General features: G+C 73.3%; 22 protein-coding genes. 16 read left to right on the forward strand and 6 right to left on the reverse strand.

Annotated features, from left to right (window positions below):
• The first annotated feature begins 61 nt into the window (after window positions 1–61).
• The 13 genes from ABZ937_RS02905 to ABZ937_RS02965 all read left to right on the forward strand — a co-directional run bounded on the left by ABZ937_RS02905 (window position 62) and on the right by ABZ937_RS02965 (window position 9,463).
• Window positions 62–1,438: an NAD(P)/FAD-dependent oxidoreductase gene (locus tag ABZ937_RS02905; protein WP_361684971.1), complete on the forward strand. Its 1,377-nt coding sequence runs from the start codon at window positions 62–64 to the stop codon at window positions 1,436–1,438.
• Window positions 1,435–3,282 carry a transketolase gene (locus tag ABZ937_RS02910; protein ID WP_361684973.1) on the forward strand — a complete coding sequence of 616 codons (1,848 nt, stop codon included), beginning with the start codon at window positions 1,435–1,437 and terminating at the stop codon, window positions 3,280–3,282. The genes ABZ937_RS02905 and ABZ937_RS02910 overlap by 4 nt, the downstream gene beginning before the upstream one ends.
• Window positions 3,279–4,214 carry a non-homologous end-joining DNA ligase gene (gene ligD, locus ABZ937_RS02915; protein WP_361684975.1) on the forward strand — a complete coding sequence of 312 codons (936 nt, stop codon included), beginning with the start codon at window positions 3,279–3,281 and terminating at the stop codon, window positions 4,212–4,214. Before ABZ937_RS02910 ends, ligD begins: the two co-directional genes overlap by 4 nt.
• A 45-nt stretch (window positions 4,215–4,259) precedes the next feature.
• The gene (gene gvpO, locus ABZ937_RS02920) at window positions 4,260–4,631 is read left to right on the forward strand and encodes a gas vesicle protein GvpO (RefSeq protein WP_361684977.1); all 372 of its coding nucleotides are present in this window, start codon (window positions 4,260–4,262) and stop codon (window positions 4,629–4,631) included.
• 70 nt (window positions 4,632–4,701) lie between these two features.
• Window positions 4,702–5,121, forward strand: coding sequence for a gas vesicle structural protein GvpA (locus tag ABZ937_RS02925; RefSeq protein ID WP_361684979.1), 420 nt, complete (start codon window positions 4,702–4,704; stop codon window positions 5,119–5,121).
• Complete coding sequence (locus tag ABZ937_RS02930) at window positions 5,118–5,888, forward strand: GvpL/GvpF family gas vesicle protein (protein WP_361684981.1); 771 nt, start codon at window positions 5,118–5,120, stop codon at window positions 5,886–5,888. Before ABZ937_RS02925 ends, ABZ937_RS02930 begins: the two co-directional genes overlap by 4 nt.
• Window positions 5,889–5,917: 29 nt before the next feature.
• Window positions 5,918–6,175, forward strand: a complete 258-nt coding sequence (locus tag ABZ937_RS02935) for a gas vesicle protein GvpG (RefSeq protein WP_361684983.1) — start codon at window positions 5,918–5,920, stop codon at window positions 6,173–6,175.
• A 2-nt stretch (window positions 6,176–6,177) separates the two neighbouring features.
• A complete protein-coding gene (locus tag ABZ937_RS02940; protein WP_361685417.1) occupies window positions 6,178–6,792 on the forward strand; it encodes a DNA primase in 615 nt (204 codons plus the stop codon).
• Window positions 6,789–7,880 carry an SRPBCC family protein gene (locus ABZ937_RS02945; RefSeq protein ID WP_361684985.1) on the forward strand — a complete coding sequence of 364 codons (1,092 nt, stop codon included), beginning with the start codon at window positions 6,789–6,791 and terminating at the stop codon, window positions 7,878–7,880. The genes ABZ937_RS02940 and ABZ937_RS02945 overlap by 4 nt, the downstream gene beginning before the upstream one ends.
• The gene (locus ABZ937_RS02950; protein WP_361684987.1) at window positions 7,877–8,212 is read left to right on the forward strand and encodes a gas vesicle protein; all 336 of its coding nucleotides are present in this window, start codon (window positions 7,877–7,879) and stop codon (window positions 8,210–8,212) included. Before ABZ937_RS02945 ends, ABZ937_RS02950 begins: the two co-directional genes overlap by 4 nt.
• On the forward strand, window positions 8,209–8,991 hold the full coding sequence (locus ABZ937_RS02955) for a GvpL/GvpF family gas vesicle protein (RefSeq protein WP_361684989.1): 783 nt from the start codon (window positions 8,209–8,211) through the stop codon (window positions 8,989–8,991). Before ABZ937_RS02950 ends, ABZ937_RS02955 begins: the two co-directional genes overlap by 4 nt.
• Entirely contained in the window at window positions 8,988–9,176 is a 189-nt protein-coding gene (locus ABZ937_RS02960) for a gas vesicle protein (protein WP_361684991.1), read from the forward strand. Before ABZ937_RS02955 ends, ABZ937_RS02960 begins: the two co-directional genes overlap by 4 nt.
• Window positions 9,173–9,463 (forward strand): gas vesicle protein K, encoded by a 291-nt coding sequence (locus ABZ937_RS02965; protein ID WP_361684993.1) that lies wholly within the window; start codon window positions 9,173–9,175, stop codon window positions 9,461–9,463. The genes ABZ937_RS02960 and ABZ937_RS02965 overlap by 4 nt, the downstream gene beginning before the upstream one ends.
• Window positions 9,464–9,484: 21 nt before the next feature.
• Here ABZ937_RS02965 and ABZ937_RS02970 read toward each other — a convergent pair whose 3' ends face one another.
• Together ABZ937_RS02970 and ABZ937_RS02975 are read right to left on the reverse strand one after the other, a co-directional pair.
• A complete protein-coding gene (locus tag ABZ937_RS02970) occupies window positions 9,485–10,306 on the reverse strand; it encodes a class I SAM-dependent methyltransferase (RefSeq protein WP_361684995.1) in 822 nt (273 codons plus the stop codon).
• 145 nt (window positions 10,307–10,451) lie between these two features.
• Window positions 10,452–11,948 (reverse strand): phosphatase PAP2 family protein, encoded by a 1,497-nt coding sequence (locus ABZ937_RS02975; RefSeq protein ID WP_361684997.1) that lies wholly within the window; start codon window positions 11,946–11,948, stop codon window positions 10,452–10,454.
• 77 nt (window positions 11,949–12,025) lie between these two features.
• On the opposite strand from ABZ937_RS02975, the gene ABZ937_RS02980 reads away from it, so the two are divergent.
• On the forward strand, window positions 12,026–12,682 hold the full coding sequence (locus ABZ937_RS02980; protein WP_361684999.1) for a histidine phosphatase family protein: 657 nt from the start codon (window positions 12,026–12,028) through the stop codon (window positions 12,680–12,682).
• A gap of 70 nt (window positions 12,683–12,752) precedes the next feature.
• A complete protein-coding gene (locus tag ABZ937_RS02985; RefSeq protein WP_361685001.1) occupies window positions 12,753–14,372 on the forward strand; it encodes an ATP-binding cassette domain-containing protein in 1,620 nt (539 codons plus the stop codon).
• A gap of 25 nt (window positions 14,373–14,397) precedes the next feature.
• On the opposite strand, the gene ABZ937_RS02990 is transcribed toward ABZ937_RS02985, so the two are convergent.
• Complete coding sequence (locus ABZ937_RS02990) at window positions 14,398–15,516, reverse strand: Vms1/Ankzf1 family peptidyl-tRNA hydrolase (protein ID WP_361685003.1); 1,119 nt, start codon at window positions 15,514–15,516, stop codon at window positions 14,398–14,400.
• A gap of 57 nt (window positions 15,517–15,573) precedes the next feature.
• Here ABZ937_RS02990 and ABZ937_RS02995 point away from each other — a divergent pair, with 57 nt between their 5' ends.
• The gene (locus ABZ937_RS02995; RefSeq protein WP_361685005.1) at window positions 15,574–15,861 is read left to right on the forward strand and encodes a DUF6158 family protein; all 288 of its coding nucleotides are present in this window, start codon (window positions 15,574–15,576) and stop codon (window positions 15,859–15,861) included.
• Window positions 15,862–15,948: 87 nt separating this feature from the next.
• On the opposite strand, the gene ABZ937_RS03000 is transcribed toward ABZ937_RS02995, so the two are convergent.
• From ABZ937_RS03000 to ABZ937_RS03010, 3 genes are all read right to left on the reverse strand, one after another.
• On the reverse strand, window positions 15,949–16,491 hold the full coding sequence (locus tag ABZ937_RS03000; protein WP_361685007.1) for a type 1 glutamine amidotransferase domain-containing protein: 543 nt from the start codon (window positions 16,489–16,491) through the stop codon (window positions 15,949–15,951).
• A 32-nt stretch (window positions 16,492–16,523) separates the two neighbouring features.
• Window positions 16,524–16,901, reverse strand: coding sequence for a DUF2795 domain-containing protein (locus tag ABZ937_RS03005; protein ID WP_361685009.1), 378 nt, complete (start codon window positions 16,899–16,901; stop codon window positions 16,524–16,526).
• Between the two features lie 111 nt (window positions 16,902–17,012).
• Window positions 17,013–19,397 carry a phosphoketolase family protein gene (locus tag ABZ937_RS03010; protein ID WP_361685011.1) on the reverse strand — a complete coding sequence of 795 codons (2,385 nt, stop codon included), beginning with the start codon at window positions 19,395–19,397 and terminating at the stop codon, window positions 17,013–17,015.
• Window positions 19,398–19,636 lie beyond the last annotated feature (239 nt).

Here is a 19,636-nt window from a genome sequence, read left to right on the forward strand (position 1 = left end):
GGGTGCCCCGGCCCCGGTTACGCGGAAGACCTCGGACGAGCCACACCGCCGGAGGCGTACCGTGAGCCGACCTCGCGTCCTGATCGTCGGCGCCGGTTTCGCCGGGTACCGGGCTGCCCGCACCCTGGCCCGGCTGACCCGGAACCGTGCCGACATCACCCTGCTGAACCCGACCGACTACTTCCTGTACCTGCCGCTGCTGCCGCAGGTCGCCGCCGGCATCCTGGAGGCCCGCCGGGTCACCGTCTCCCTGCCCGGCACGCTGCACGGCGTGCGCCTGGTGCTCGGCGAGGCGGACGGCGTCGACCTGGACGGGTGCACCGTCCACTACACCGACCCCGAGGGCGGCACCGGCAGCCTCGGCTACGAACGCCTGGTCCTGGCCGTCGGCAGCGTCAACAAGCTGCTGCCCGTCCCCGGCGTCGCCGAGCACGCGCACGGCTTCCGCGGGCTGCCCGAGGCTCTGTACCTGCGCGACCACGTGACCCGGCAGGTGGAACTCGCCGCCGCCGACGACGACCCGGAGCGCCGCGCCGCCCGGTGCACCTTCGTGGTGGTCGGCGCCGGCTACACCGGCACCGAGGTCGCCGCCCAGCTCCAGATGCTCACCGACCGGCTGGCCCGCCGGCACCCGCTGCCCGCCGGGCTGCGCCCCCGCTGGATCCTGCTGGACGTGGCGCCGCGCGTGCTGCCGGAGATGGACGAGCGGATGTCCCGTACGGCCGACCGGGTGCTGCGGGCGCGCGGGGTCGAGGTGCGGATGGGCACGTCGGTGAAGGAGGCCACCCGGGACGGGGTGCTGCTCACCGACGGGGAGTTCGTCGCGTCCCGGACCCTCGTGTGGTGCGTGGGCGTACGGCCCGATCCGCTGGTGGAGGCCGTCGGGCAGCCGCTGGAACGCGGGCGGCTGGTCGTCGACCCGTACCTGCAACTGCCGGGCCGGCCCGAGGTGTTCGCCTGCGGGGACGCCGCCGCCGTGCCCGACCTGGAGCACCCGGGCAGGTTCACCTCGATGACGGCCCAGCACGCCTGGCGGCAGGGCCGGGTGGCCGCGGAGAACGTGGCCGGCTCGCTCGGCCTCGGCCGGCGCCGGCGCCCCTACCGCCACCGGGACCTGGGCTTCGCCGTCGACCTGGGCGGGGTACAAGCCGCCGCCAACCCGTTCGGCATCCCGCTGTCCGGCCCGGTGGCGGGCGCGGTCACCCGCGGCTACCACCTGGCCGCGCTGCCCGGCAACCGCATCCGGGTCACCGCCGACTGGCTGCTGGACGCCGTACTCCCGCGCCAGGGCGTCCAGTTGGGCCTCGTGCGCGCCTGGTCGGTGCCCCTGGACACGGCCTCACCGGAACTGGCGCGGGTACCGGACCTCGAACCCCCGGACCGCCCGAACGCCCCGACCGAGCGCGACCGCGCGCAAGGAGACCGAGGAGACTCATGAACACCGACGAACTCGCCGAACTGGGCCAGCAGTTGCGCGTGGACAGCGTGCGGGCCGCCGCCGCCGCGGGATCCGGGCATCCCACGTCCTCGATGTCCGCCGCCGATCTGCTGGCCGTCCTGCTCGCGAACCATCTGCGCTACGACTTCGAGCGCCCCGAACACCCCGCCAACGACCGCTTCGTGCTGTCCAAGGGGCACGCCACCCCGCTGCTGTACGCCGCGTACAAGGCGGCCGGCGCGATCGAGGACGGCGAGCTGGTCACGTTCCGCAAGCTCGGCAGCCGGCTGGAGGGCCATCCGACGCCCCGCCGGCTGCCCTGGGTGGAGACGGCCACCGGCTCGCTCGGCCAGGGCCTGCCGGTCGGCGTCGGCATCGCCCTCGCCGGGAAGCGGCTGGACCGCACCGGCTACCGGGTGTGGGTGCTGTGCGGCGACAGCGAGCTGGCGGAGGGCTCGGTGTGGGAGGCCGCCGAACACGCCGGCCACGAGCACCTGGACAACCTGACCGCCATCGTGGACGTCAACCGGCTCGGCCAGCGCGGCCCCACCCGGCACGGCCACGACCTGGACGCCTACGCCCGCCGCTTCCAGGCCTTCGGCTGGCACACCGTCGAGATCGACGGGCACGACGTCGACAAGATCGACCGGGCCTACGGGGAGGCGCTGTCCACCAGCGGGCAGCCCACCGTGATCCTCGCCCGCACCCTGAAGGGCAAGGGCGTGGCGGCCGTCGAGGACCGTGAGGGCCTGCACGGCAAGCCGCTGCCCGAGCCCGAGGAGGCCGTCGCCGAACTCGGCGGGCCGCGCGGTCTGCACGTGCGCGTGTCCGAGCCGCGGGCCGCCGCCGCGCTGCGCTCGCTCACCACCGAGGTCGTCCAGCTGCCGCACTACGACCGGGGCGACGAGGTCGCCACCCGGGACGCCTTCGGCACGGCCCTCGCCGCGCTCGGCACCGCCCGCGGCGATGTCGTCGCCCTGGACGGCGAGGTCGGCGACTCCACCCGTACCGAGGAGTTCGCCAAGGCCCACCCCGACCGGTTCTTCGAGTGCTACATCGCCGAGCAGCAGCTCGTCGCCGCGGCCGTCGGTATCGCCACGCGCGGCTGGGTGCCGTACGCCGCCACCTTCGCCGCGTTCCTCACCCGCGCCCACGACTTCGTGCGCATGGCCTCCATCAGCGGCTCCGGGATCAACCTGGTCGGCTCGCACGCCGGTGTCGCGATCGGGCAGGACGGGCCCTCCCAGATGGGCCTGGAGGACCTGGCGATGTTCCGTGCCCTGTACGGCTCGACGGTGCTGTACCCGTGCGACGCCAACCAGACCGCCCGGCTGGTGGCCACCATGGCCGGCCTGCAGGGCATCCGCTATCTGCGGACCTCCCGCGGCAAGACCCCGGTGATCTACGGCCCCGACGAGGAGTTCCCGGTCGGCGGCAGCAAGACGCTGCGAGCCGGCGAGGACGACCGGCTGACGGTCGTCGCGGCCGGGGTGACCGTGCCCGAGGCGCTGGCCGCCGCCGACCGGCTCGCCGAGGACGGCATCCCGGTGCGGGTGATCGACCTGTACTCGGTCAAGCCCGTCGACAGCGCGACCCTGCGCCGGGCGGCCGAGGAGACCGGCTGCCTGGTCACGGTGGAGGACCACCGCCCGGAGGGCGGCCTCGGGGACGCCGTCGCGGAGGCCTTCGGCGACGGCGGGCCGATGCCCCGCCTGGTCCGGCTCGGGGTGCGCACCATGCCGGGCTCGGCCGCGCCCGACGAGCAGCTCAACGCGGCCGGCATCGACGCCGCGAGCATCGCGGCGGCGGCCCGGCTCCTGGTCGAGGAGGCGGTCGTGCGATGAGCCGCGGCGACACGCGGGCCGTACGGGCGGGCCGCCGCACGGTGGAGATCCAGCGGCCGGGGAAGGTGCTCTTCCCCGGCGGCGGGGGTGCCGAGGAGTACACCAAGGGCGACCTCGCCGACTACTACCGCTCCGTCGCTTCGTATCTGCTGCCGCATCTGCGGGGCCGTCCGCTGATGCTGGAGCGGTATCCGGACGGCCTGAACGGCGAGCGGTTCATGCAGAAGAACACCCCGGACCACTACCCGGACTGGATCACCCGGGCCGAGGTGCCCAAGGAGGGCGGCACGGTCACCCACGTCGTCTGCGACGACACCGCCACCCTCCTCTACCTCGCCGACCAGGCATGTCTCACGCTGCACCGCTGGCTGTCCCGCGTCGACCGGGCCGGCGGCCCCGACCACCCCGACCGGCTGGTCTTCGACCTCGATCCCCCCGGCGACGACTTCTCCGCCGTCCGCACGGCCGCCGGACGGCTGCGCGAGCTGCTCGACGAACTCGGCCTGCCCGCCGCCCCGATGACCACGGGCTCGCGCGGACTGCACCTCGTCGTCCCGCTGGACGGCCGCCACGACTTCGACGACGTACGGGAATTCGCCCGCGACGTCGCCGAGTTCGCCGTGGCCCAGGACCCGGACCGGCTCACCACGGCCGCCCGCAAGGAGGACCGCGGCGAGCGCCTGTACCTCGACGTGCAGCGCAACGCGTACGCCCAGACCGCCGTCGCGCCCTACACCGTCCGCGCCCGCCCGGGCGCCCCGGTGGCCGTTCCCCTCGCCTGGGAGCAGCTGGACGACACCGGCCTGGACGCCCGCCGCTGGACCGTCGCCGACGCCGTCGACCAGGCCCGCACCGAGCCCTGGAAGGGACTGCCGGCCCGGGGACACGGTCTGGGCCCGGCCCGGCGCCGGCTCGCGGACATGCGCTCCTGAAGGTTTGGCCAGGGGATGAGCGGCCACCCGCAGAAAGAGGCGGCTATGTCAAACACAAACAGCACATCGCAGTCACAGAGTTCACAGAAACCCCAAAAGTCACAGCAGGCACAGAACGGCGCAGGCGACCATGCGGACGACCGGCGAGCGGCCCCCGTCGAGGTGCTGCGCCAGGCCCGGAGCCAGCTCGCCGAACTCACCGGGCTCGTCCCCGAGACGGTGACCTCCTTCGAGCAGACCGAGGACGGCTGGTCGCTGGAGGTCGAGGTCGTGGAACTCGTACGAGTACCGGACACGATGAGCCTGATGGCGAGTTACCAGGTCGACCTGGACCCCGAGGGGCAGCTCACCGGCTACCGGCGTGTCCGCCGTTACGAACGCGGACGGGCCGACGTGCGCCGACCCGGCGGCCACTAGGCCGCCCGCCCACCCACCGCGGCCACGCACCCGGCGTGGCACCGACTACCCACGAGGAGGAACGGTCGGCATGACCGTAGTCCCGGCACAGCAGTCCGGCGGCGGAGGCACCAGTGGCCTCTACGACGTCCTGGAGCTGGTTCTCGACCGGGGACTCGTCATCGATGCCTTTGTACGGGTCTCTCTGGTCGGTATAGAAATCCTGAAGATCGACGTCCGGGTCGTCGTGGCCAGCGTCGACACCTATCTGCGCTTCGCCGAGGCGTGCAACCGCCTGGACCTGGAGTCCGGGCCCAGCAAGACTCCCGGGCTGCCCGAGGTGGTCAGCGAGGTCACCGAGGGCGGAGCCCGCGGCAAGGCCAAGGGCGCGCTGTCCGGCGCCGCGCAGACGCTGTCCGACGCTTTCAGCCAAGCCCGTGAGGAGGGTGAGCGCGAGCCCCGGCCGCGTCCCCGCAAGGCCCCGGCCCGGCGGAAGGAGGAACAGGAGTGAGCACCTACGTCTACGGGATCACCGCACGCTCGCACCCGGCACTCCCCGAGGGCATGGACGGCGTGGGCGAACCGCCCCGACCCGTGCGGGTCCTCACGGCGGGTGCGCTCGCCGCCCTGGTCAGCGATGCCCCTGAGGACTTGCGGCCCAAGCGCAGGGACCTCCTCGCGCACCAGAACGTGCTCGCCGAGGCGGGCGCGGGCGGCTGTGTGCTGCCCATGCGGTTCGGCGGCGTCTCCCCCGACGACGACACCGTCACGGCGGTGCTGACCGAACGGGCGGACTACTACGAGGAGCGGCTGCGTGAGCTGGACGGCAAGGTCGAGTACAACGTCAAGGCCACCCACGTCGAGGACGCCGTCCTGCACCTCGTGATGGCCGAGAACGCGGACATCCGCGCCCTCGCCGAGGCCAACCGGCAGGCGGGTGGCGGTGGTTACGACGACAGGATCCGCCTCGGTGAGATGGTGGCCGCCGCCGTCAAGGCCCAGGAGGCCGAGGACGCCGCCGAGGTGCAGCGCCTGCTCCAGCCGGCCGCCGCCGCGGTCAGCGTGGGCCCGGAGTCCACCGGCTGGCTGCTCAACGTTTCCTTCCTGGTGGCGCGGGAGTCCGCCGAGGACTTCCTGGCCGCGGCCGAGCGGGCCCGCGCCGAGCACGCCCACCTGGACCTGCGGGTCAACGGCCCGCTGCCGCCGTACAGCTTCGTCGAGCCCGGCCCGGCCGAGCCCGCGGGGAGCACGGCCGGCGCGGACGCCGGAGTGCCGTAGCGGCCGGGCCCGAGCGGAAGGAGGGTCCCATGGGACTGATCTCGGAAGTGCTGCTGCTGCCCTTCGCACCCGCGCGCGGCAGCGCGTGGGCGATCCGGCAGGTGCTCCGCGAGGCGGAGCGGATCTACTACGACCCCGCCACGGTACGGGCCGAGCTGGCCCGCCTCGAAGAGCGGCTGGAGGCGGGCGAGGTCACCGAGGAGGAGTTCGACCGGCTGGAGGACGAGCTGCTCGACCGGTTGGAGCGGGGCCTGCGCTCCGGCGACACCACTGGAGACGGGACGTGACGATGAACCGAACGGCACTGGGCCTCGCCATAGGGGCCGGATATCTGCTCGGGCGTACGAAGAAGATGAAAATGGCGCTCACGGTCGGCTCCCTGGTGGCCGGCAAGAAGCTGAACCTCGGTCCGCGGGCACTCGCGGACCAGGTGAACCGGCAGCTGCGGGACAACCCGCAGTTCAAGGAGATCGGAGACCAGCTCCGGGAGGATCTGCGGGGCGTCGGCAAGGCGGCCACCGGCGCGATGGTCGAGCGGCAGATGAGCACGCTCGCCGACCGGCTGCACGGCCGTACCGCCGAGCTGCGCGACCAGCTGTCCGGAGCCCTGCCGGCCGGCTCCGAGGAGGAGCCGGACGAGCGAGAGGAGCCGGACGAGCAGGAGCGGCAGGAGCAGGAAGAGCCGGAGTCCCGGGACGAGGCGCCCCGCGAGAAGACCGGGCAGAAGGCCCCCGAGAAGCGGGCCCCGGCCAGGAAGGCGAGCAAGACCGGGAAGAAGGCCCCGGCGGGAAAGTCGGCGGCCGACAAGGCGGGCGGGACCCGCAGGGCTGCGAAGAAGACGGCCTCTGCCGGCGGCGGCCGGGGGGCCGCCTCCCGGCAGTCGAAGGGCGGCGATGACCGATGACCGACACCCTCGGATCCACGGCTTCCCGGGCCGGCCGGGCCGCGGGAGCGGACCAGGCGGGCCCGCTGGCGGACCTCGCCCACAGCGAGACTGCCGACCGGCTGAAGGAGGAGGTCCAGGAGTACCTGTCCGCACAGGCCCAGCGCATGCTGACCGGCCTCGGCCACAAGCTCGGCGAGGCCACCGTCAAGCTGAACGACATCGCCGAGGGCAAGAGCCCGGGGTTCGCCAGACTGGCGCTCGACGGTGGGCGCAGGCTCGCCGAGGGCAAGGGCCCGCTGCGCTCCATGCTGGAGACGGGCGCCTCCCAGGCCAAGGAGAGCGTGATCAGTGCCGTGCGGAACCTCGGAGGCGGCAAGGGAAAGAAGGGCGGCGCGGGCAGGAAGCCCACCGTGATCATGGAGTCCGTGGACGTCGGCGTGCCGCTGCGCACGGCTTATGACCAGTGGACCCAGTACCAGGCCTTCAGCTCCTTCGCCAAGGGCGTCAAGAGCGCGAGCCGGGCCGACGACACCCATTCCGACTGGCAGGCGAAGATCTTCTGGTCCAGCCGCAGCTGGAAGGCGCAGACGACCGAGCAGATCCCGGACTACCGCATCCAGTGGACGTCGGAGGGCGCCAAGGGCACCACCAAGGGAGTGGTGTCCTTCCACCGGCTGGAGGAGAACCTCACCCGGGTCCTGCTGGTCATGGAGTACTACCCGACGGGCCTCTTCGAGAAGACCGGCAACATCTGGCGGGCGCAGGGGCGCCGGACCAGGCTGGATCTGAAGAACTTCGCCCGGTTCATCACCCTCAAGGGCGAGGCCGAGGACGGCTGGCGCGGCGAGATCCGCGACGGCGAGGTGGTCCGCAGCCACGAGGACGCCGTGGCCGAGGAGGAACAACCCGAGGAGGAAGAGGCCGAGGAGCAGGAAGCCGAGGAGGAGCCCTACGAGGACGAGGCCGAGGACGAGGAAGCCGAGGAGGAGCCCGCGGAGGACGAAGAAGGGGAGGAAGGCGAAGGCGACGAGTACGAGGACGAGTACGAGGCCGAGGAAGACGAAGAAGAGGAACCCGAGTACGCCGAGGGCAGGAGCCGTCGATGACGACGCCCGGGCGCCTTCCCGAGCCCTATGGCCAGGGCTCGGGGGCGAACCTCGCCGACATCCTCGAGCGCGTGCTCGACAAGGGTGTCGTCATCGCGGGTGACATCCGGATCAACCTGCTCGACATCGAACTGCTCACCGTCAAGCTGAGGCTCATCGTCGCCTCGGTCGACAAGGCGAAGGAGATGGGGATCGACTGGTGGGAGAGCGACCCCGCGCTCTCCTCCCGGGCCCGCCGGGACGAGCTGACCCGGGAGAACGCCCGCCTGAGGGAACGGCTCACCCGGCTGGAGGAGCTGGAGCCGGACCGCGCCCCGGAGGAGGGACCATGACCGGACTGCGGTACGTGTACGCCGTCTGCCGCCCCTTCAGGACGCCCCTGCAGGCCCAGCTGACGGGTGTCGGGGGCGCCCCGCCGGCGCTGCTGCACCACCACGGGCTGGTCGCGGTCGTCAGTACGGTCCCGGAGGCCGACTTCGCCGAGGAGGCGCTGAAGGCCCACTTGGAGGACCTGGACTGGCTGGCCGCGACCGCCCGCGCCCACCAGGGCGTGGTCGACGCGCTCACCACCGTCACCACCCCGCTGCCGCTGCGGCTCGCGACCGTCTTCCGTGACGACAGCGCCGTACGCACCATGATCGAGGCCCGCGAGGGCCATTTCCGTGGCCTGCTCGACCGGCTGCACGGCCGGGTGGAGTGGGGCGTGAAGGTCTACCTGGAGCCGGAGCCCGCCGAGCCCGCGCCCGCCGCGGCGGCGCAGCCGGTGAGCGGGCGGGACTATCTCCGCCGCCGGCGCGAGCAGGGCCAGGCGCAGGAGGAGAGGTGGCAGCGGGCCGAGCGGTTCGCCCGCTCCCTGCACCGGCGCCTGGCCGAGCGCGCCGAGGAGTTCTGCTGGCACCGCCCGCAGGATTCCGCGCTGTCCGGGGCACCCGGGCGGAACGTGCTCAACGCGGCCTATCTGGTGCCGCGGGCGCATTCGGAGGAGTTCGTGGAGCTGGTGGACCGTACGAAGGACGAGGAACCCGGGATCCGGGTGGAGCTCACCGGCCCGTGGGCCGCGTACTCGTTCTCCGGCGAGGGGACGGGGGAGAACGTGGGGGAGGGACGGTGACCGCAGTGGAACGCCGTGAGGTCGCCCTGGTCGACCTGCTGGACCGGCTGCTGGCCGGCGGAGTCGTCCTCACCGGCGACATCACCCTGCGCATCGCGGATGTCGATCTCGTCCGCATCGACCTGAACGCGCTGATCAGCTCGGTGAACCAGCAGGTGCCCTCGCCGTTCGAGGAGCGGGTATGACCGCGCGTACGCCGCGTAACCGGCTGGATCTGGAACCCGACACCGTCGAACGCGACCTGGTGAAGCTCGTGCTCACCGTGGTGGAGCTGCTGCGCCAGCTCATGGAGCGGCAGGCGGTGCGCCGCTTCGACACCGGCGAGCTGACCGAGGAGCAGGAGGAGCGGATCGGGCTCACCCTGATGCTGCTGGAGGACCGGATGGCCGAACTGCGGGAGCGGTACGGCCTGCGGCCCGAGGACCTGAATCTGGACCTCGGGCCGCTCGGACCGCTGCTGCCCCGCGAGTGACCGCACCGGCGCCGCTTCCGCTCAGGCTTCCTTCCGGCACAGGATCTCGCCGTGCAGGACCGCGAACCAGCCGTCCTCCTGCCGGCCCCACTCCCGCCAGGCCTCCGACACCGCCTCCAACTGCTCCGCCGTCGCGTGCCCGCCCCGCACGGCCCGGTCGGCGTACGTGGAGGCGACGGTGCGGTCCGCCCACAGGCCGCTCCACCAGGCCCGCTCCTCGGGCGTGGCGAACGTCCAGGTGCTGGAGCCGGCCGTGACGTCCGTGAGGCCGGCGGCCCGCGCCCACGCCGTCAGCCGGCGCCCGGCGTCCGGCTCGCCGCCGTTGGCCCGGGCCACCCGCTCGTACAGGTCCAGCCAGTCCTCCAGGCCGGGTACCGCCGGATACCAGGTCATCGCCGCGTAGTCCGCGTCCCGTACCGCGATGAAGCCGCCCGGCTTCGTCACCCGGCGCATCTCGCGCAGCGCCCGCACCGGGTCGCCCACGTGCTGGAGCACCTGGTGGGCGTGGACCACGCAGAAGGTGTCGTCCGGGTAGTCCAGGGCGTGGACGTCGGCCACCGCGAAGTCGACGTTGGTCAGGCCGCGGCCGGCGGCGGTGGCCCGGGCCCGCTCCAGGACGTCGGGCGCCCGGTCGACGCCGGTGACATGGCCGTCGGGGACCAGTTCCGCCAGGTCGGCGGTGATGGTGCCGGGCCCGCAGCCGATGTCCAGGACGCGCATGTGGGGCTTGAGCGCGCCGAGCAGATAGGCCGCGGAGTTGGCGGCGGTCCGCCAGGTGTGCGAACGCAGCACCGACTCGTGGTGCCCGTGTGTGTAGACGGCGGTCTCCTGCGCTTTCGGCATGGCTGTACCCCTTCACCCCTACGTCGGCGGACCGGCCTGACCCGTCCGCCGGTACGGCTCAACCGTACGCGCGCATGCCGAATGATGAGACCTTGGTTTCGCCATGTGGACTGAGGGTGTGTCAGGCGGTGTGGCCGACGGTTCGTCAAGTGGCTGTGTCCAGCGGGCGGTAGACCGTCAGGGCCTCCGGCAGCTTCTCCAGCGTCACCTCGCCCGACACCGCCGTGACCTCGCCGTCGTACGCCAGCGGGGTGCCCGGGGCGACACCGGTCAGCCGCAGCCGGTTCACCTGCACCGCCGCGTGCACGGGCGACCGGGTCAGCGGGCCCGCGAGCGCCGCCGCGAACAGCCGCAGGGCGGGCCTGCGGTTGCCGTGCACCACCCGCACGTCCAGCAGCCCGTCCGCCAGGTCCGTACGGCGGCCCGGCACGAGACCCATGCGGTGGTAGACGCCGTTGCCGACGAACAGCAGCCACAGGGGCCGCCGTTCACCGCCCAGCTCCACCTCCAGCGGATGCCGGTCGGCGCGCAGCACGCGCAGGGCGCCGAGCACCCCGGCCGGCCAGCCGCCGATCACATGCGACCAGGTGCTCCGGGCGCGCACCAGCTCCGGGTACACGCCCAGGCTCAGCGTGTTGAGGAACAGGCCCTGCGTGCGCCCGGCGACGAACCGGCCCGCGTCCACCCGGACCGCCTCGCCGTGCCGGACCGCCCGCGCCAGCCGGCGTTCGTCCTCCACGCCCAGGTCGTAGGCGAAGTGGTTGAGGGTGCCGCCCGGCAGCACCGCGAGCGGCAGGCCGTGCCGCAGGGCGGTCAGGGCCGCCGCGTTCACGGTGCCGTCGCCGCCGCACACCCCGAGCACCCGCGCCCGGGCCGCCGCCTTCCGCAGCTCGTCCCCGATCTCCTCCGGCGCGCACTCGACGATCTCCGCCTCCGGCAGCGCGTCGTGCAGCGCCCGCACCCGCTCCGCCGTACCCGACGCCCGGTTGGCGACCATCACAAGGCCGGCCCCCTCGGGCAGCGCGGGGACCTCGGCCCGCGGCCGGGCGGGCCGCGTGACCTGGGAGCGGGTCGGCACCAGGCGCCGTACCAGGAACGCGGCGCCCGCGCCGAGCGCCGCCCCGGCCAGCACGTCGCTCGGGAAGTGCACGCCCGTGTACACCCGGGACATCGCCACCGAGAACGCCACCGGCGCCACCGCCGCACCCCACGCCGGCGACTCCAGGGCGACCCCGGTCGCGAAGGCCGTGGCGGACGCCGCGTGCCCGGACGGGAAGGACGTGGTGATCGGCTGCCGCCTCAGCCGCCGCACCAGCGGCACCGGGTCCAGCACCGGCCGGGCCCGGCGCACCGAGCGCTTGCCGAGCGTGTTGATCGTCAGCGAGGCCAGGGCGAGCGAGGCCACCCCCCGGGCCGCCGCCCGGCGGGCCCGGGGGGTGCGGACCGCGGCCATCGCGGCGGCCGTCGCGAACCACAGCACACCGTGGTTCGCGCCGTGGCTCAGCCGGGGCAGGATCCGCTCGGCGCCGGGCCAGTGCCAGGCCGCGGCGGCCTCGAACAGCCGGCCGTCGAGATCGAGCGCCGCGCGCAGCGGGGTGCGGGCGGCGGTCGCGGAGACAGTCAGGTCCAGGTCTGGGCTCATGGGGTGCGGTTACCCTGAAGAGCCCGTTTCGTGTGCCCCCGTGCGCCGGCCGCCGGTGCGAGAGGAGAATCCCCCGGATGCGCCTGCTCCTCGTCCGCCACGGCGAGACCCCGTCCAACGTGGACCGTCTGCTGGACACCGCGGTACCCGGCCCGGGACTGACCCCGCTCGGCGAGGCGCAGGCCGCCGCGCTGCCCGCGGCGCTCGCCGACGAGGACATCGAGGCCCTCTACGCCTCCACGCTGATCCGCACCCAGCTGACCGCCGCCCCGCTGGCCGCCGCCCGCGGCCTGGACGTCCTCGTGCGCGACGGCATCCGCGAGCTGTCCGCCGGCGACCTGGAGATGCTGCCCGGCCACTCCCCGCAGGGCGAGCGGTACCTGCGCACGGTGTTCGCGTGGGCGGCCGGGGACACCGCGCTGCGCATGCCCGGCGGGGAGAGCGGCGAGGAGGCCCTCGCCCGGTACGACGCCGTGGTCGCCGAGGCCGCCGCGAGCGGCGCCCGGACCGTCGCCATGGTCAGCCACGGCGCCGCGATCCGCGTGTGGACCGCCGCCCGCGCCCACAACGTCGACGTCGCCTTCGCCCGGGCCCGCCCGCTGGAGAACACCGGCGTGGTGATCCTGGAGGGCTCCCCGTCCGACGGCTGGAAGGCCCTGTCCTGGGAGGGCGCCCTGGTGGCACCGGCGGGCGAGAGCGGACCGGCGGGGGAGGCGCTGGGGCCGACCGGGTAGCGAACCGGCGCGGGCCGGCGTCGGATATGCGTTTGCCCCCGGTCCCGGGCGCCCCGCAGAATGCCTGCCCATGGGACATCTGGAAGCCGCGCACCTGGAGTACTGCCTCCCCGACGGGAGGACGCTCCTCGGCGATGTGTCCTTCCGGGTCGGCGAAGGCGCCGTCGTCGCCCTGGTCGGCCCGAACGGCGCGGGCAAGACCACGCTGCTGCGGCTGATCTCCGGCGAGCTGAAGCCGCACGGGGGCACCGTCACCGTCGGCGGCGGCCTCGGCGTGATGCGCCAGTTCGTCGGCTCCGTACGGGACGAGACGACCGTACGGGACCTGCTCGTGTCCGTCGCCCCGCCCCGCATCCGCCAGGCGGCGAAAGCGGTCGACGAGGCCGAGCACGCCATCATGACCGTCGACGACGAGGCCGCCCAGCTGCGGTACGCGCAGGCCCTCGCCGACTGGGCCGAGGTGCGCGGCTACGAGTCCGAGACGCTGTGGGACATGTGCACCACCGCCGCACTCGGCGTCCCCTACGAGCGCGCCCAGTGGCGGCAGGTGCGCACCCTCTCCGGCGGCGAGCAGAAGCGGCTCGTGCTGGAGGCGCTGCTGCGCGGCACCGACGAGGTGCTGCTGCTGGACGAGCCGGACAACTACCTCGACGTGCCCGGCAAGCGATGGCTGGAGGAGCAGCTCAAGGAGACCAGGAAGACGGTCCTGTTCGTCTCCCACGACCGCGAACTCCTGGCCCGCTCCGCCGAGAAGATCGTCTCCGTCGAACCCGGTCCGGCCGGCGCCGACGCCTGGGTGCACGGCGGCGGCTTCGCCACCTACCACGAGGCCCGCCGCGAACGCTTCGCCCGCTTCGAGGAGCTGCGCCGCCGCTGGGACGAGAAGCACGCCCAGCTGAAGAAGCTCGTCGTGAACCTCCGTCAGGCCGCCGCCGTCAGCCACGAGATGGCCTCCCGCTACCAGGCCGCGCAGACCCGGCTGCGCAAGTTCGAGGAGGCCGGCCCGCCGCCGGAGCCGCCCCGCGAGCAGGACATCACCATGCGCCTGAAGGGCGGCCGTACCGGCGTGCGGGCCGTCACCTGCCAGGGACTGGAGCTGACCGGTCTGATGCGGCCGTTCGACCTGGAGGTCTTCTACGGCGAACGGGTCGCCGTCCTCGGCTCCAACGGCTCCGGCAAGTCGCACTTCCTCCGGCTGCTCGCCGGCGACGACGTCGCGCACACGGGGGAGTGGAAGCTGGGCGCCCGGGTCGTACCCGGCCACTTCGCGCAGACCCACGCCCACCCGGAGCTCCAGGGCCGCACCCTCCTGGACATCCTGTGGAAGGAGCACGCCCAGGACCGGGGCGCGGCCATGTCCCGGCTGCGCCGCTACGAACTCACCCAGCAGGCCGAGCAGAGCTTCGACCGGCTGTCCGGCGGGCAGCAGGCCCGCTTCCAGATCCTGCTGCTGGAACTGGCCGGCGCCACCGCACTGCTCCTGGACGAGCCCACCGACAACCTCGACCTGGAGTCCGCCGAGGCCCTCCAGGAGGGCCTGGAGGCCTTCGAGGGCACGGTCCTCGCGGTCACCCACGACCGCTGGTTCGCCCGCTCCTTCGACCGCTTCCTGGTCTTCGGCAGCGACGGCCGCGTCCGCGAGACCCCGGAACCGGTCTGGGACGAACGGCGGGTGGAGCGGGCCCGGTGACCCGGACCCGCGCTGTCACGCGCCGCTACTTCCAGCGCAGCAGCGCGCCCATGCCGCCCGCCGCGACCTCGTCGCCGGTCTCCTCCAGCACCGGCGTCAGCGAGACGACCGGCGCGTCCGTCACCACGGCCGCCCGGACCAGCGCGTCGTCGGCGCGGGCCGGCCAGGAGTGCTCCTCGCCGAGCATCCGCAGTTCGGTACGGCGCGCCGCCAGCTGGTCCGGGTCCTCGCCGATCCACACCTCGCGGTGCGTGTCCGGCGCGTCCGGGCGGATCAGCAGCTCGGCCAGCCGGTGCTCGCGGGCCGCCTCGATCAGCTGCGGGACGCCCTCGATCGCCGCCGCCCGCCGCTCCTCGTCGGGCATCCGGGCGGCCCGGTAGCGGTCCACCTCGGCCAGGACGCGCTCCCGGACGTGCCGGGCGCGGATGTCCTCCACCTCCCCGGGCAGCAGCCTGCTGCCGATGCCGTGCGCGGCCTCCACCGCCCGGCCCCGCACCTGCTGGGGCAGCTGCTCGTGCACCGACCGGCACTCCCGCTCCTCCCCGCACAGAATCAGCAGGTCGGCCCCGGTCTCGGCCTGACAGGAAGCGAGCGCCTCGGCGATCTCCCGCGCGTTGCTCTCCCAGGTGTTCTCCACCTTCAGCTGGAAGTGCCGCTCGGACCAGTCGGAGGCCTTCGCCCGGTGCATCGGCCACTGCCGGCTGCCGGTGACCTGCCCGGCCTCCTCCCGCAGCACCGCGCTGCGCAGCTCGAAATCTGCACCCGTACGGTCGATGTACGCCACCAGCGCCACCGGGTCCTCACCGGCCAGGTCCAGCAGCGGGGTCACATGCGGCAGCGGGCCCCAGTGCACCAGCCCGCCCGGCGGCGCCTTGGTCAGCGGCACCTGGAGCGCCACCTCGCCGTCCCGGGCGAAGAGAGCCCTCCCGTACGGGTCGGAGGCGTGCCGCAGCGCCTCCACCGCCTCGTACACCGCCCGGCAGGTGGCCTCGTCGGCGCCCTGCTCCCGCAGCTGCCGGGACACCGCCTCCGCCGTCAGATGCCGCTGGTGACCCATGTCCTCGCCGTGCCCGGACAGGTCGACGTATGCGGAGGCCCAGGACCCCGGATGTTCGTACAGTGGACTCAGAAACGCGAGCTCCATGGATTCCTCCCGGAAACCGCTCGGGGGCAGTGCACGCCGGGCGGGTACCCGAAGCCCATGAACGAACACGACGAGCGGGGCACCACCATGACCGGAGTCGACCCCAGCCGGCTGGACGACCAGCAGCTCATGAAGGAGCTGGAGACGATCCACCGCACGCGCCACGACACACTCCTGTACGGCTCGAACGACGCACTGCGGGCCCACAACGAGCGCATGGCACAGCTGGAGGGCGAGTATCTGCGCCGCAACCCCCGTCGCCTGGTGAGCGCGGGCCGCACCCGCGAGGGCGCCCGCGAACGCGGCTGCGGCGAGACGGCGACTCCGGGCACGCCCGGCACCTGACCGCCGGCCCGGCGTCCAGAGGGCTCGGCCCTGTCGTTCGGATCAGGCCGGCCGTGAGGTGCGGCGACTTTGCGCAGGAGGATCCGGTCAGCCCGGCTCCCCGGCGAACACGTGCAGGAACGCGTCGCAGAAGGGCTTGAGGTCGGCCGGCTTGCGGCTGGTCACCAACTGGTTGGAGCCGTGGTCGCAGATCTTCACCCGTTCGTCCACCCAGGTGCCGCCGGCGTTGCGGATGTCCGTCCGGAGACTCGGCCAGGACGTCAGCACCCGGCCGCTGACGACGTCCGCCTCCACCAGCGTCCACGGCGCGTGGCAGATCGCGGCGACCGGGCGGCCCTGATCGAAGAAGTCCCGCACGAAAGCGACGGCCTTCTCGTCCATCCGCAGGAAGTCCGGGTTGGCGACCCCGCCGGGCAGCACCAGACCGCCGAACGACCCGGCCGACGTCTCACCGACCACCTCGTCCACGGGGAACGTGTCCGCCTTGTCCAGATGGTTGAACGCCTGGATCTTTCCGGACCGGGTCGACACCAGCACCGGCTCGTGCCCGGCGTCCGCGGCCGCCTTCCACGGCTCGGTCAGCTCGACCTGCTCGACCCCCTCCGGCGCCACCAGAAACGCGATACGCATGATCTTCAGCTTCCTTTCCGCCGGGTCCCGGCTCACGTACCGCCCGCCAGCGCCTCGGCCAGCTGTTGCACGTTCTCGTACCGGTGCCCGTGCCGCAGCCCGGCCACCGCGTCGATCAGGGATCCGGGCGCGTTGCTCCGGCGCAGCGCCCGGGCCAGCTCACCCGACTTCGCGGGGAAGGCGTGCCGGCCCAGGTGCCGGGCCAGCTCCAGCCGGGTCCGCTCCAGTGACGCCGGGGAGCCCAGACCGCCGACCGGTCCGCTCCACAGCTCCGGGTCGTCGTCCGCGGCCGGCTCCGGGTCGTGCCACTCCTCGACGCGCGTGGGATGGCCGGACCGGAGCAGACCCCTCAGTTCGTGCTTCATCTCGTCGTCCCGGTGGACGCTCAGCCGGTCACTGCCTCGCTGCATCTCTTCCTCCAGAGGGTCGAAGGTCCGCTGGGCAACCGTGGTGGCTGATCTGCGCACCGCTCCGTTCGGTGTGCAGACGCGTACCCGGGACGGCCGTCGCGTAACGCCGATTCAGCCGGTCCAGGTCCAGTCCGCCACCTCGGGCAGGTCCGTGCCGTGCTCGCGGATCCAGACGTGATGACGCTGCCGGACGTCCTCCATGCGCTGGCGTACGCCCGCCGACCGCACCGCCAGGCCGGGCACGCGGTCGATGACGTCCATGACCAGGCGGTAGCGGTCCAGGTCGTTGCGGACCACCATGTCGAACGGCGTGGTCGTGGTGCCGATCTCCTTGTATCCGCGCACGTGCAGGTCGCGGTGACCGGTGCGCCGGTAGGCCAGGCGGTGGATCAGCCACGGATAGCCGTGGTACGCGAAGATCACCGGCTTGTCCGCGGTGAACAGCCCGTCGTACTCGAAGTCGCTCATGCCGTGCGGGTGCTCCCCGCTCGGCAGCAACCGGGCGATGTCGACGACGTTCACCACCCGCACCGCCAGCTCGGGCAGGTGGCGGCGCAGCAACTGGGCCGCGGCCAGCACTTCCTGCGTGGGCACGTCCCCGGCGCAGGCCAGCACCACGTCCGGTTCGCGCGTGCCGTCCTCGGTGCCGGCCCACTCCCAGACGCCGGAGCCACGGGCGCAGTGGACCTTCGCCTCCTCCATCGACAGCCAGTCGAAGCAGGGCTGCTTGCCGGCGACGACGACGTTGACGTAGTCGCGGCTGCGCAGTACGTGGTCGGCCACCGACAGCAGGGTGTTGGCGTCCGGCGGGAGGTAGACCCGCACCACCTCCGGGCTCTTGTTCAGCACGTGGTCCACGAAGCCGGGGTCCTGGTGGGAGAAGCCGTTGTGGTCCTGCCGCCACACGTGCGAGGTCAGCAGGTAGTTGAGGGAGGCGATGGGAGCGCGCCAGGGCAGGCCCCGGGTGGTGCGCAGCCACTTGATGTGCTGGTTGACCATCGAGTCCACGATGTGCACGAACGCCTCGTAGCAGGAGAACAGCCCGTGCCGGCCGGTGAGGAGGTAGCCCTCCAGCCAGCCCTGGCAGGTGTGCTCGGAGAGGATTTCCATCACCCGGCCGTGCCGGTCCAGGTGCTCGTCGGCCGGCAGGGTGGCCGCCTGCCAGGCCTTGCCACTGGCCGCGTAGACCGCATGGAGCCGGTTGGAGGCGGTCTCGTCGGGGCCCACGAGCCGGAAGTCGCGCCGGTCGGTGGTGGCCGCCATGACGTCCTGGAGCAGGTCGCCGAGCACACGCGTCGGCTCGTGCAGGGTCGCGCCGGGTTTGTCGACGGCCACCGCGTAGCGTTCCAGCGGCGGCAGGGGCAGCTCGCGCAGCAGGAGCCCGCCGTTGGCGTGCGCGGTGGCGCCGAGCCGCCGGGCGCCCGGCGGGACGCAGGCCAGCACGTCCGCACGCGGGGCGCCGTGCTCGTCGAACAGCTCCTCGGGCCGGTAGGAGCGCAGCCACGCCTCCAGCTGCCGCAGATGCTCCGGGTTGTCCCGCACACCGGCGAGCGGCACCTGGTGCGCGCGCCAGGTGCCCTCGACCGGCAGCCCGTCGACCTCGGCGGGACCGGTCCAGCCCTTGGGGGTACGCAGGACGATCACCGGCCAGCGGGGCCGGTCGCCGGCACCGTCCTGGCGGGCGGCGCGCTGGAAGGCGGCGATGCGGTCGAGGGCCGTGTCCATGGCGTGGGCCATCGCGCGGTGGACGGTCGTCGGTTCGTGGCCGGTGACATGGATCGGCTCGTGGCCGTAGCCCCGCAGGAGTTCGTCCAGTTCCGTCTCGGGCAGGCGGGCCAGCACCGCCGGATTGGCGATCTTGTAGCCGTTCAGGTGCAGGATCGGCAGCACGGCACCGTCGCGGACCGGGTCCAGGAACTTGTTCGAGTGCCAGGAGGCGGCCAGCGGGCCGGTCTCCGCCTCACCGTCGCCGATCACGCAGGCGACCAGCAGACCGGGGTTGTCGAGGGCCGCGCCGTAGGCATGGGACAGGGAGTAGCCGAGCTCGCCGCCCTCGTGGATCGAGCCCGGCGTCTCGGGGGCGACATGGCTGGGCACCCCGCCCGGGAAGGAGAACTGCCTGAAGAGCCGGGCCATGCCCGCCGCGTCCCGGGTGACGTCCGGATACGTCTCGGTGTAGGAGCCCTCCAGCCACGAGTTCGCCAGCACCGCCGGACCGCCGTGGCCGGGGCCCCAGACGCATACGGCGTCCAGGCCGCGGGCCCTGATGACGCGGTTCAGATGCGTGTGGACCAGGTTGAGGCCCGGAGAGGTGCCCCAGTGGCCGAGCAGACGCGGCTTGACGTGCTCGGGCCGCAGCGGTTCCGTCAGCAGAGGGTTGGCCAGCAGATAGATCTGGCCCACGGAGAGGTAGTTCGCCGCGCGCCAGTGGGCGTCCAAGCGGCCCAGCTCCTCGTCGGCGGGTCCGGTGGGCGCCTGCTGCGTGTCCAGGGACATGGTCGGTCCTTCCCGGTTCGGGCGGCGGTCGGGGGTGTGACGCGTGCCGGGGGCACCGCACCCCACCCTCCGGCGAACCCGCCGATGCCGACAGGGACCGTTCGGCCCGGCTCGCCGGGCCGACCGTCCGTGCCCCGCCCGCTCCCACGGCGTGAGTCCACCCGCTACAGCGTCCGCCCTGCCACCGGCTCACGCCCCTTGACCAGCTCCGGACGGACGCGTCCGAACACCCCTCGGGG

Source organism: Streptomyces sp. NPDC046727 (genome assembly GCF_040645635.1).
Classification (GTDB): domain Bacteria; phylum Actinomycetota; class Actinomycetes; order Streptomycetales; family Streptomycetaceae; genus Streptomyces.